This window comes from Macellibacteroides fermentans (assembly GCF_013409575.1).
GTDB lineage: Bacteria > Bacteroidota > Bacteroidia > Bacteroidales > Tannerellaceae > Macellibacteroides > Macellibacteroides fermentans.
Genome location: NZ_JACCCY010000003.1, coordinates 244,921 through 257,596, shown reverse-complemented (window position 1 = coordinate 257,596; position 12,676 = coordinate 244,921). Strand labels below are relative to the sequence as shown.

The window sequence follows — 12,676 nt, the reverse complement described above, 5'->3', positions numbered from 1 at the left end:
TATGGCAGACGAGCAGCAGATGGTTCTCAGAACAGAGGATCTGGTAAAGAAATACAGAACGAGAACGGTTGTTAATCATGTTTCAATCAACGTGAAGCAGGGTGAGATTGTAGGATTGCTTGGCCCTAACGGTGCCGGCAAGACGACTACATTCTATATGACTGTAGGCCTTGTAACACCCAATGAGGGCAAAATATTTCTGAACGACAAAGAGATTACAAACTTCCCGGTTTACATGCGTGCCCGCCATGGAATAGGCTATCTGGCCCAGGAGGCTTCCATATTCAGGAAGATGACTGTGGAGGATAATATCCGTGCGGTATTGGAGATGACAGACACAGACGCTGCATATCAGAAAGAAAAGCTGGAAAGCCTGCTTACCGAATTCGGTCTTCATAAAGTTCGTAAAAACCTGGGCGATCAACTCTCCGGGGGCGAAAGGCGCAGAGCCGAAATTGCACGCTGCCTGGCCATCAATCCCAAATTTATAATGCTTGATGAACCCTTTGCCGGAGTCGATCCTATTGCCGTTCAGGATATCCAGAGTATTGTTGCCAAGTTGAAACACAAGAATATCGGTATTCTGATTACGGACCACAACGTTTACGAGACCCTAAGTATAACAGACCGTGCCTACCTGCTTTTTGAAGGTAAAGTATTGTTTCAGGGAACTGCCGAGCAGCTTGCGGAAAATGAAATTGTGAGAGAAAAATATTTAGGGAAAGATTTTCAACTTCGCAAGAAAAACCTCTGATTATCTCCCTCCGTCAAAGTCTTTTTCAGGGAGGTGCTGCAGAAGAAAAACAGTAGAAGGAATCCCAATGCCATCGCTGCGAACGGAAGTAAATTCTCTGGAGAAACATTTCCGGTTATATATTCGTTTTCAGAAAGTCGGGGATTCGTCAGGCTTACTACTCCAAGAAAGTTATTGGTGAAGTGTGCGATTACCGGTATCCAGATATTGTTTCCCCAAAGCAGCATATAACCGAAATAGGCTCCAAGCAACATCCTTGGAATGAATCCGTAGAATTGTAAATGGAACAAACTGAATATTATGGCGGTGAGCCAGATGATAAGATGCTGATTGGCGGTCGACTTCTCCAAAATACGGCGAAGAGCTCCTCTGAACAGAAATTCTTCGGTGATGGCAGCTACTACGGCTACAACAAAAAGGTTTTGTATCAATGTCGATATTCCATCGCCCGAGAGCATGAGGGTGGTAAGTCTTTCGGCCTCCTCCTCTTTTTGTAACATCCATGATTCGACAGGATCCAGAAATCCGGGTAGCTGTATCATCTTATTTAATACCCCCGTTAGGCTGATGAAGGGAGAAATGAGGAACATACTTCCAACAGTTAAGAGTATGGCTTTTAATCCGGGAAGCCTGGTTATGAATAAATAGCTGCTCATTCTGTTGCTGCAGAAGAAGGCCATCAATAAGGCGGGCAGAAGGAATGTTCCCAGGGCGGAGATAAACTGGATAATCCGAAGCATTTCCGGATTCTCCATTAGGTTGACTGCATCACCCTTCAGCATCGAAAGCATACCTAGTCCAAGGAAGGAAGACAGAAGTCCGCCCAGCAAGATCAGAAACAACAGTAGCAGTAACTGAAAAAAAGCCGGTTTTCCGGCAAATACTCCTCGCATAACCATCGGTTTGTAAATAAAAAAACTTCTGCCAAAGATAGACAGAAGTTTTTTAATTCTTCAGAAGATTCTAATTACATTTTTGGTCTGGCTTCTTTAACTACCATCTGGCGACCTTCATATTCAGCTTCATTCAATTCTTCAATAGCTCTTTTTCCCTCAGCATCATTCGGCATTTCTACAAATGCGAAACCTTTGGATTTACCTGTTTCACGGTCAATGATGATCTTTACAGAATCAACAACTCCGTATTCTTCCATTACTTGTTTTAAATCTTCTTCCCGAACACGATAGTTCAGGTTACCAATGTAAATGTTCATAAAAATAGAAATAATTAAATAAGAAATAATTTTTTATATGAAAGTCGGAACCGGAATTCTGTAACAACAATGGTAGATAAATCCACAAGAAATGAAGAAATAAAAACAATGTTATGTAGGTTCAAGGTTTATCCCCTTTCACAATGCAAAGGAAGCCAATTATTTGAGATTAGCAAATCTTTTAGTCATAAATTTAGATAGGCTGCTAATCGGTTGGTTTTGCCCCTTCTGAGTCATTTCGGAAGTATAACGGGCAAAAACAGAATGTATTAGATAGTATTGACTGCTATTTTTGATTGGTTACGAACAATTTAAAGCTACAATTTGCGAGATTAAAAGAATAGGATTAATTTTGCACCCTAAAATCCGATACGAATATTAATTAAATAAATCATTCAGAATGAACGTTTCGCTTAAAAACATTGATGCCGTAAGCGGTATTGTTAAAGTAGAGATTGTGAAAGCCGACTATGCCGAAAAGGTAGAGAAAGGGCTGCGTAACTTCCGCCAAAAAGCAAATGTGCCGGGATTCCGTAAGGGTATGGTGCCAATGGGTATGGTAAAAAAAATGTATGGTAAATCGGTGTTGGCTGAAGAGGTGAACAAATTGGTTTCAGAAGGTCTTTTTGGATATATCCGCGAGAATGAGCTAAATATTTTAGGCGAACCTCTTCCAAACGAATCAGAACAAAAAGAGATCAATTTTGATACACAGGAAGATTTCGAATTCTGTTTTGATGTTGCTATCGCTCCTGAAATCAATGTTTCGTTAGGTAAGGAAGATACTCTTCCCTATTTCTCGATTGCAGTAAGCGACGATATGGTTGAAAAGCAGATCGCTTCATACCGTGCAAACTTTGGTAATTACGACCAGGTTGAAGAGGTTGAAGAAAAGGATATGATTAAAGGAACCGTTGCAGAACTGGAAAATGGCGAGATAAAAGCTGGTGGCCTGGTTGTTGAGAACGCAGTTATCATGCCTCTGTACGTAAAGGATGCTGAAGAAAAGGCAAAATTTATGGGAGCCAAGGTTAATTCGGTTGTAGTATTTAATCCTTCTAAAGCTTACGAAGGTGCCGAAGCCGAAATTGCTGCATTCCTGAAAGTAGAAAAAGACCAGGTTGCTACCTACACCGGAGATTTCAGTTTTGAAATTAATGAAATTACCCGTCATAAAGAAGCCGAGCTGAACGAAGAACTGTTTACGCGCGTATTTGGTGAAGGTGTTGTTTCTACAGCAGAAGAATTCACTGCAAAGATCAAAGAATCGTTGGCAGAACAATTCGCTCCTGAAAGCGATTTTAAATTCTTGTCGGATGCAAAAGATCTTTTAGTAGCAAAAGCTGGCGACCTTCCTTTTGCCGAAGGTATACTGAAACGCTTTATGCTTGCTCAGGATGAGAAAAGAACAGCAGAGTCTATCGATGAAGATTTTCCTAAAGTAATTGAAGATCTTAAATTCCACCTTATTAAAGAGAAGTTGGTTAAGGAAAATAATCTGAAGGTAGAAGAAGCTGATATCACTGCATTTGGAAAACGTGTAGCAAAAGCTCAGTTTGCTCAGTATGGAATGATTTCTGTTCCAGAAGATGTATTGGAAAACTACGCTAAGGATATGTTGAAAAACAAGGAAACATTGCGTAATGTAGTTGACCGTGCTGTTGAAGAAAAGCTGTCTTCATGGTTAAAAGAGCAGGTGACATTAGACGTGAAAGAGGTCTCTGCCGAAGAATTTGGTAAGATTGTTGAGTAATACTCGCTTTTAATATACGGCTAACATGCTGTTAGCTAGCGAGAAGGGGTTTCTCTCTGAAAAAATATCTTTACGGGTACAAAATAAATTGTTTCATTCAGAAATTTATTTATAACTTTGTTTATCTGTAAAGGAAAGAGAGGAATCCCTTTCTTGTGCCTTAACTGCGTAATAACATAATATACAATATGGAAGATTTTAGAAAGTATGCAACGAAACATTTGCGGATGAATGGATCAGCGCTGGATAGCTATATGAACATCAGCAGTAGTTACATTTCACCAACAATCATTGAGGAACGTCAGCTAAACGTAGCCCAGATGGATGTGTTTTCAAGATTAATGATGGATCGCATTATTTTTCTTGGTACGCAGATTGATGATTACACTGCCAATGTAATTCAGGCGCAGCTGCTGTATCTTGACTCAAGCGATCCTGGAAAAGATATATCTATTTATATTAATTCTCCCGGAGGTTCGGTATATGCCGGTTACGGTATTTACGATACTATGCAATTTATCAGTAGCAATGTTTCTACAATTTGTACAGGAATCGCAGCTTCCATGGCATCCGTATTATTGGTGGCAGGAACAAAGGGAAAGCGTTTTGCCTTAAAGCACTCCAGGGTGATGATTCACCAGCCGTTGGGAGGAACTCAGGGCCAGGCATCAGATATCGAAATTGCTGCGCGCGAAATTATCAAGGTGAAAAAAGAATTATACACCATTATTTCCAACCATTCTGGTAAGCCTTTTGAAGAGGTTGAAAAAGACAGCGACCGTGATTACTGGATGACTTCCGAAGAGGCTAAGGCATACGGTATGATTGACGATGTGCTGGTACGTAAATAATTAATTTGAAGAAAGATTTTATGGCCAAATCAGGCGACATATGTACTTTTTGTGGGAAGAGCAGAAAAGATGCTAATTTATTAATCACAGGTATTTCCGGGGCTATTTGCGATGACTGTGCAAAACAGGCTTACGAAATAGTTACGGAAGAGAGCCGTACTGCCGGGAAGTCCACATTCGGACTTTCTCAGAAAGATCTTCCCAAACCTCAGGATATTAAGGCTTTCCTTGATCAATATATAATAGGTCAGCAGGACGCCAAAAGATATTTGTCCGTTTCCGTTTACAATCATTACAAACGATTGCTTCAGAAGGTGACTTCGGATGATGTGGAAATCGAAAAATCGAATATCATAATGGTCGGAGCAACAGGTACCGGTAAGACTTTACTGGCCAGGACTATTGCTAAACTACTCCATGTCCCATTCGCGATTGTGGATGCGACTGTGTTGACCGAGGCTGGTTACGTGGGTGAAGATATTGAAAGTATCCTTACCCGTTTATTGCAGGCTGCCGATTATAATGTGGAAGCAGCTCAGCGCGGGATTGTTTTTATTGATGAGATTGACAAGATTGCCCGAAAAGGAGATAATCCTTCCATAACCAGAGATGTTAGTGGTGAGGGAGTTCAGCAAGGATTGCTTAAGCTGCTTGAAGGATCAATTGTAAACGTGCCGCCTCAAGGTGGTCGTAAGCATCCTGACCAAAAGATGATTGCGGTTGATACCAAGAATATCCTTTTTATTTGCGGTGGAGCTTTTGACGGGATCGAGAAAAAAATCGCCCAACGTCTTAATACCCGCGTGGTAGGATATGCAGCAAGCAAAGAGGTGGATCTGGTAGACAAACATAATTTGTTGAAGTATATCACGCCCACAGATCTTAAATCCTTTGGTTTGATTCCTGAAATAATAGGTCGTTTGCCCATTCTTACGTATTTGAATCCGTTGGATCGGGAAACGCTTCGCAATATCCTTACAGAGCCCAAAAATTCGATTGTGAAACAATATATCAAGCTTTTCAAAATGGACGGCGTCGACTTGTCCTTCGATGAGAACGTGTACGAATATATTGTGGATAAGGCCCTCGAATTTAAACTGGGTGCCCGTGGATTGAGATCGATTGTAGAAGCTGTAATGATGGATGCAATGTATACCATGCCATCAAAAGAGGAGAAAGAGCTCCATGTTACCTTGGATTATGCGGTTGAAAAGTTTGAAAAATCTGATGTAAATCGTTTGAAGATTGCTTAAAGTAAGTGATTTAATAATATAAATGTTGTATGGCAAAGAAAGACAGCTTGACTGAGGAGCTAAAAAAGCATTTTGGTTTCGATACTTTTAAAGGGAATCAAAAAGCTATAATAGAAAATGTATTGTCTGGAAATGATACATTTGTGCTTATGCCAACCGGAGGGGGGAAATCTTTATGTTATCAGCTACCTTCATTATTGATGGAGGGAACTGCTATTGTAATTTCTCCTCTTATTGCATTGATGAAGAACCAGGTGGATGCCATGCGTAACTTCAGTGAAGAAGATGGAGTGGCTCACTTTATAAATTCTTCACTTAATAAGACGGCTATTGATCAGGTTAAGGAGGATATCACTTCCGGACGAACTAAGTTATTGTATGTAGCTCCGGAATCGCTAACTAAGGAAGAGAATGTAGACTTTCTCCGTCAGTGTAATATTTCATTTTATGCTGTAGACGAAGCGCATTGTATTTCTGAGTGGGGACATGATTTCCGTCCGGAGTACCGTCGGATCAGGCCTATTATCAATGAGATCGGTAAAAGGCCGCTTATAGCTCTTACAGCCACAGCAACCCCAAAAGTACAGCATGATATTCAGAAGAATTTAGGGATGATTGATGCTACGGTGTTTAAATCATCGTTCAACCGAACTAATCTGTATTATGAAATAAGACCCAAAAACGCGAATGTAGATAGAGAGATAATTAAGTATATTAAATCGCAGGAAGGCAAATCGGGGATTATTTATTGTTTAAGCCGTAAGAAGGTTGAAGAATTCACAGATATTTTAAAAGCTAACGGAATTAATGCGCTGGCTTACCACGCAGGAATGGATTCTCAGCAAAGGACTGAAAACCAGGATGCATTTCTGATGGAAAAGGTAGATGTGATTGTAGCCACCATTGCTTTTGGGATGGGGATCGATAAACCGGATGTTCGTTATGTGATTCATTACGATATTCCAAAAAGTCTGGAAGGCTACTATCAGGAGACTGGTCGTGCAGGTCGTGATGGCGGAGAAGGGCAATGCATTGCTTTCTATGCCTATAAAGACTTGCAGAAACTAGAAAAATTTATGCAGGGAAAACCTGTGGCGGAACAGGAAATAGGTAAACAGCTGTTGCTTGAAACAGCTGCTTATGCAGAGACTTCCGTTTGCCGCAGAAAGGTTTTACTGCATTATTTCGGTGAAGAATATCTCGAAGATAATTGTGCTTGTTGCGATAACTGTTTGAATCCGAAAAAACAAGTGGAAGCGAAAGAGTTGTTGACAGCCGTACTCGAAGTTGTGAGTACTTTAAAAGAAAAATTCAAGGTAGACTATGTTGTGAATATGCTGGTAGGTAAGGAAACCTCCGAAATTCAATCATATAAACATCACGAACTGGAGATATTTGGCTCTGGACAGGATGAAGATGAGAAGACATGGAATGCCGTAATCAGACAAGCTTTGATTGCTGGTTATCTGACAAAGGATATTGAAAATTACGGGTTACTGAAGATCTCCAAAAAAGGGAAGGATTTCATGGATAAACCTGTTTCATTTAAAATTACTGAAGATAACGAGTTTGACGAAGAGGATGAAGAGGTGCCGGTTAGAGGCGGTGCTTCGTGTGCCGTTGACCCGGTTTTGTATTCCATGATGAAAGATCTTCGAAAGAAGCTTTCTAAGAAACTGGAAGTCCCTCCTTTTGTTATATTTCAAGATCCTTCCCTCGAAGCCATGGCTACCACTTATCCGGTAACATTGGATGAGTTGCAGAATATCCCAGGTGTGGGTGCCGGTAAGGCCAAGCGTTACGGACAGGAGTTTGTTACGCTTATCAAAAAACATGTGGAGGAAAATGAAATTGAACGTCCGGAAGATCTTCGGGTACGTACCGTGGCTAACAAGTCCAAATTAAAAGTGTGGATTGTGCAAAGCATTGACCGTAAGGTGGCCTTGGATGATATTGCCATGACGAAAGGACTTGAATTTACGGAACTGCTTGATGAAATTGAGGCAATCGTTTATTCTGGAACGAAAATAAATATTGATTATTTCCTGAATGATGTGATGGACGAAGATCATATACAGGATATATATGAATATTTTAAGGATTCGGAAACAGATAAGCTGGCGGATGCCATAGATGAACTGGGTTCGGATTATACCGAAGAAGAGATTCGGTTGGTTCGTATCAAATTTTTATCTGAAATGGCAAACTAAAATACAAATTTATAGCTGCAGCGAATCAATAATTATGGCTCCTGTTCTATAAAAAACACTAATTTAACGCATTGGCACACTTAAGTTGTTCTTAATTCGTTAGATTAGTGTTATTTTTGTAATCTGATACAAGGTATGGAAAAAAGGTTTCATTTTAGAAAATTACTTGTTTCACTCTTAGTTGCTGCAAGTGTTGTAGTGAAGGCACAGACATCAGTCGACCCCACGGTGATGAATGTTGCAGGGAAAGATGTGCCTTTATCTGAGTTTGTTTATATAGCCGGCAAAAACAGTGAGGTTAATCTGGCTGATTCAGCATCGTTAGGCACATATTTGGAGCTTTTTAAAAAGTTTAAATTAAAAGTAGCCGAGGCAGAGTCTTTGGGTATGGATACCACACAGAACTTTGTAAACGAACTGAAAGGATATCAGGAACAGCTGTTGAAAAGCTATTCAAAAGATTCAGGAGAAGTTCTCACCCCGGATAAAATCAGATACATTGAGCAGAATTATCCTGAATACAAACATCTAATGCAGGAATACAGGGATGGAATCCTTCTTTTTGAGGTTAGCGATCGTGAAGTCTGGAGCAGAGCCTCATCTGATGCTGCCGGTCTTGAGACTTTTTTTGAGCAGACTAAACAGAAGTATACATCAGGCAACCTGGATGCTGTTCGCGGCGAAGTGATCGCAGATTATCAAAGCTGGTTGGATAACCAGTGGACGAAGCGCCTGGCTGATAAATACCCCATTAAGGTGTATTGAGAGGTATTAAAGAAACTAACAAAATGATTCTATGGTAAGAGTTTACTTCATTTTATTGACATTGTCAGTCAGTTTGTTTGCTTGCAAAAAGGCAATACAGACCGACGAGCCGGATGCGTTAGTCAAAGTGAACGACCGTATTCTGACACGAAATGAAGTAGAATCGTTAATTCCAAAAGGAACAACAAGTGCCGACAGTCTTCTTTTGGCTGAAAGCTATATAAAAAAGTGGGTTAAGGATGAATTGGTCCTTAAGATTGCCCAGCGTAATCTGGGTAGCGACAAGGAGACAATTGATAAATTGGTTGATGCTTACCGGCGTTCGTTACTTCGTTACCGGTATCAGGAGAAACTGATCCAGGAAAAACTTTCGGACGAAATACAGGAATCGGATGTATTAACCTATTACGATACAAATAAAGAAAAATTTGTACTGGACAAAAATCTCATAAAAGGCCTTTTTCTTAAAGTTCCGGCCGATGCTCCCAATTTATCCGAAGTAAAAACATGGTATAAGTCGGGTAACGTGGCCTCTCTCGAGAAAATTGAAAAATATAGCATTCAAAATGCCGCCATATATGAATATTTTTTTGATAAATGGGTAGATTTTGATGAGATACGGAATAATATTCCAAATCAGATCTCAAATCCGGAATCTTTTTTGCGCACAAACAAAACCTTGGAAGTGACTGACAGCTCTTACTGTTATTTACTGAATATCCGCCAGGTACTGTTAAAAGGACAGGTAGAGCCTTTTGAGTATGCCGAACCGCGAATCCGGGAGATTTTGATTAATCAGCGTAAATTGGATTTTATAAAAGAATTTGAAGAAGAATTATATAACGATGCGCTGGATGGCGGAGATGTAATATTTTACAACAAGCCATAAGCAATATTAAAGGGTAGACATAATGAAAAAGATTTTAATTTTATTTTTTCTTGCCTGTTGTTCTTATGCAGGTCATGCGCAGAACAACGTTATTGATGAAATTGTGTGGGTGGTTGGAGATGATGCTATTTTGCGTTCGGATGTCGAGGCGCAACGGCTTTCACTTCAAGTTGAGGGGCAGAAGTTAGATGGCGATCCCTATTGTGTAATCCCGGAGCAGATAGCTATTCAGAAGCTTTATTTGCACCAGGCAAAGATTGACAGTATTGAAGTAAACGAAAATCAGGTAATCCAACAAGTGGAGCAATGGATGAACTGGGCTACCAATCAGATCGGCTCGAAAGAGAAGATGGAAGAATACTTCAACAAGAAAAGTTCTCAGATAAAGGAAGAACGTAAGGAGATGATCAAAGAGCAGCAGATTGTACAGCAGATGCAGAGAAAGCTGGTTGGCGAGATTAAGCTGACTCCTTCGGAAGTACGTAAGTACTATAGTAAACTTCCGCAAGACAGTCTTCCTTACATCCCTACGACTGTCGAAGTGCAGATTGTAACTATGGAGCCTAAGATTCCTTTTGATGTAACGGATGCCATCAAGGCACGTCTGAGAGATTATACTGATCAGGTTACCTCCGGGAAAATAGAATTTTCAACGTTAGCCCGTCTTTATTCGGAAGATCCGGAGTCGGCTAAAAGAGGCGGTGAACTTGGCTTTATGGGGAAAGGACAGCTTTTACCGGAGTTTGCCAATGTGGCATTTAATCTGAACGATCCTAAGAGGGTTTCTAAAATAGTTGAAACAGAATATGGATTTCATATAATCCAGTTGGTTGAAAAGAGAGGAGACCGTATAAATTGCCGTCATATTTTGTTGAAACCTAAAGTATCAAGCAAGGAACTGACGGATGCCACCCAGCGTCTGGATTCATTGTACAAAGACCTTCAGGCAAATAAATTTACCTTCGAAGATGCTGCCACCTTTGTTTCGTACGATAAAGAAACGCGCAACAATAAAGGTTTGATGGTGAATAAGAATATGGAAAGTGCACATTCCGGTACACCCAAGTTTGAACTTCAGGAGTTACCTCAGGAGATAAGTAAGATTGTCTACAACATGAAACCGGGTGATATCTCGAAGCCATTTACAATGATAACAGATAAGCAGAAAGAAGTAGTCGCTATTGTAAAGCTTAAGGCAAGAATAGAAGGCCATAAAGCAAATATGGCAGATGATTTCCAGGCGTTGAAGTCCATTGTGGAAACAAAAAAGAGAGAAGAGCTGTTAAACAACTGGATTGCCAAAAAACAGAAAGATACCTATGTTCGTATCAGTGACGGTTGGAAGAATTGTGATTTTAAGTATCCGGGTTGGATTAAAGAATGAATAAAGCAGAAAAAGTAATTTTCTTTGTTCTTTTGTGTGTATCGGTCATCGGACTCTCGGCTCAGTCGAAAGACAACGTTCCCGCAAAAAAAACAAAGGTATATCTGGAGCATGCCAATACATTGTCGTTCGACAAGGCGTTTATGCCAGACGTGCAGGTGCTGAATGGTGATGTTTGTTTTCGCCACGATAGCTCGTACATGTACTGTGATAGTGCCTATTTCTATGAGCAGACAAATTCACTTGAGGCATTCAGTAACGTCCGGATGGAGCAGGGAGATACCCTTTTCGTTTATGGGAATTACCTGCACTACGATGGAAACACACAGATGGCTCGATTGAGGGAAAATGTTCGTATGGAGAACCGTCCTGACAGCGTAACGCTTTTTACAGACAGCCTCAATTACGACCGGGTGGCAAACATCGGCTATTATTTTAACGGGGGACTTATTGTGGACATGGAGAATGAGCTTTCTTCCTTCTACGGACAATATGCCCCTTCCACTAAAATGACGGTCTTCAACGACAGTGTACGTTTGGTAAATCCTAAGTTCACCTTGTATTCAGACACACTCCAGTATAATACGGAATCAAAAATAGCTACTATATTGGGGCCTTCTACCATTGTTTCAGACTCCGGGACTGTTTACACCTCCAGAGGATGGTATAACACAGTAGAAAATACCTCTTTATTGCTGGACCGATCCAAGGTAGTGTCCGGAAGTAAAATCCTTATTGGTGATTCCATTTCATACAACAGAGGCATGAGTTATGGCGAAGCATTCGGGAATGTATTCCTGCAGGATACAACCCAGAAGGTGATGCTGTTGGGTAATTACGCCTATTACAATGAGAAAGATGGGTCTGCTTTAGCAACGGATAGCGCCCAATTTATTGAATTTTCGCAGAAAGATTCTCTTTTCTTGCATGCCGATACGCTGCGTATGATCACAATAGATTCCACAGCGCGTGAAATCAAGGCCTATTATGGAGTCCGTTTTTATAGGGTAGATTTGCAGGGAGTTTGCGATTCGATGCAATTCAATACAAAAGATTCTGTATTGAATATGTATAAAAATCCGGTTCTCTGGAATGAACAATATCAGCTCTACGGAGATACGATTGAAGTATACATGAACGACAGTACCATAGATCACGCGCATGTCAAGCAGTTTGCTTTTGCCGTACAGCATGTCGATTCTATGTACTATAACCAGTTGAAGGGAAACGATCTCAAAGCCCGGTTCGAAGGTAAGGAGCTACGCCAGATTGAGGTGAGCGGCAGTGCGGAATCAATCTTTTATCCATTGGAAGACGACGGATCGAAAGTCGGGCTAAACGAAACAAAGAGTGGTTTCCTTACGATGTGGATTAAAGAAAATAAATTAGATAAATTGTTGCTGCTTACGAATCCGGTAGGGAGTATAACGCCTATTCCGGATATAGATCCGTCTAAAAAGACGCTGAAAGACTTCTATTGGTTTGATTATCTACGGCCTCAAAATAAAGAAGATATATTTAAGGTTGTGGAAAGAAAGGCACAGGATGTGCCCAAAAGAAGTAATAAATTTGTACATTAGCACATTGTTTCATCCGTAAATAAC

At 40.5% G+C, this 12,676-nt stretch carries 11 protein-coding genes; 9 read left to right on the top strand and 2 right to left on the bottom strand.

Features of this window, described 5'->3' with window-relative positions; genetic code table 11:
• Position 1: 1 nt before the first annotated feature.
• Positions 2–754 carry an LPS export ABC transporter ATP-binding protein gene (gene lptB, locus F5613_RS10505; RefSeq protein WP_068184100.1) on the top strand — a complete coding sequence of 251 codons (753 nt, stop codon included), beginning with the start codon at positions 2–4 and terminating at the stop codon, positions 752–754.
• Here lptB and F5613_RS10500 read toward each other — a convergent pair.
• Positions 730–1,647, bottom strand: a complete 918-nt coding sequence (locus tag F5613_RS10500) for a CPBP family intramembrane glutamic endopeptidase (RefSeq protein WP_246303396.1) — start codon at positions 1,645–1,647, stop codon at positions 730–732. The genes lptB and F5613_RS10500 overlap by 25 nt on opposite strands.
• A 74-nt stretch (positions 1,648–1,721) precedes the next feature.
• Positions 1,722–1,967: an RNA recognition motif domain-containing protein gene (locus F5613_RS10495; RefSeq protein ID WP_179399723.1), complete on the bottom strand. Its 246-nt coding sequence runs from the start codon at positions 1,965–1,967 to the stop codon at positions 1,722–1,724.
• Between the two features lie 400 nt (positions 1,968–2,367).
• Between F5613_RS10495 and tig the strand changes: the two genes are divergently transcribed.
• The 8 genes from tig (at position 2,368) to F5613_RS10455 (ending at position 12,652) form a co-directional block, all read left to right on the top strand.
• A complete protein-coding gene (gene tig, locus F5613_RS10490; protein ID WP_179399722.1) occupies positions 2,368–3,720 on the top strand; it encodes a trigger factor in 1,353 nt (450 codons plus the stop codon).
• A gap of 188 nt (positions 3,721–3,908) precedes the next feature.
• Positions 3,909–4,571, top strand: coding sequence for an ATP-dependent Clp endopeptidase proteolytic subunit ClpP (gene clpP / locus F5613_RS10485; RefSeq protein WP_079682693.1), 663 nt, complete (start codon positions 3,909–3,911; stop codon positions 4,569–4,571).
• A 20-nt stretch (positions 4,572–4,591) separates the two neighbouring features.
• Positions 4,592–5,824: an ATP-dependent Clp protease ATP-binding subunit ClpX gene (gene clpX, locus F5613_RS10480; RefSeq protein WP_079682692.1), complete on the top strand. Its 1,233-nt coding sequence runs from the start codon at positions 4,592–4,594 to the stop codon at positions 5,822–5,824.
• Between the two features lie 29 nt (positions 5,825–5,853).
• Positions 5,854–8,034: a DNA helicase RecQ gene (gene recQ, locus F5613_RS10475; protein ID WP_179399721.1), complete on the top strand. Its 2,181-nt coding sequence runs from the start codon at positions 5,854–5,856 to the stop codon at positions 8,032–8,034.
• A 135-nt stretch (positions 8,035–8,169) separates the two neighbouring features.
• On the top strand, positions 8,170–8,799 hold the full coding sequence (locus F5613_RS10470) for a hypothetical protein (protein WP_179399720.1): 630 nt from the start codon (positions 8,170–8,172) through the stop codon (positions 8,797–8,799).
• Positions 8,800–8,830: 31 nt separating this feature from the next.
• Positions 8,831–9,688, top strand: coding sequence for a peptidylprolyl isomerase (locus F5613_RS10465; RefSeq protein ID WP_179399719.1), 858 nt, complete (start codon positions 8,831–8,833; stop codon positions 9,686–9,688).
• 19 nt (positions 9,689–9,707) lie between these two features.
• On the top strand, positions 9,708–11,072 hold the full coding sequence (locus F5613_RS10460; protein ID WP_394333149.1) for a peptidylprolyl isomerase: 1,365 nt from the start codon (positions 9,708–9,710) through the stop codon (positions 11,070–11,072).
• On the top strand, positions 11,069–12,652 hold the full coding sequence (locus tag F5613_RS10455) for an OstA-like protein (RefSeq protein WP_079682687.1): 1,584 nt from the start codon (positions 11,069–11,071) through the stop codon (positions 12,650–12,652). Before F5613_RS10460 ends, F5613_RS10455 begins: the two co-directional genes overlap by 4 nt.
• Positions 12,653–12,676 lie beyond the last annotated feature (24 nt).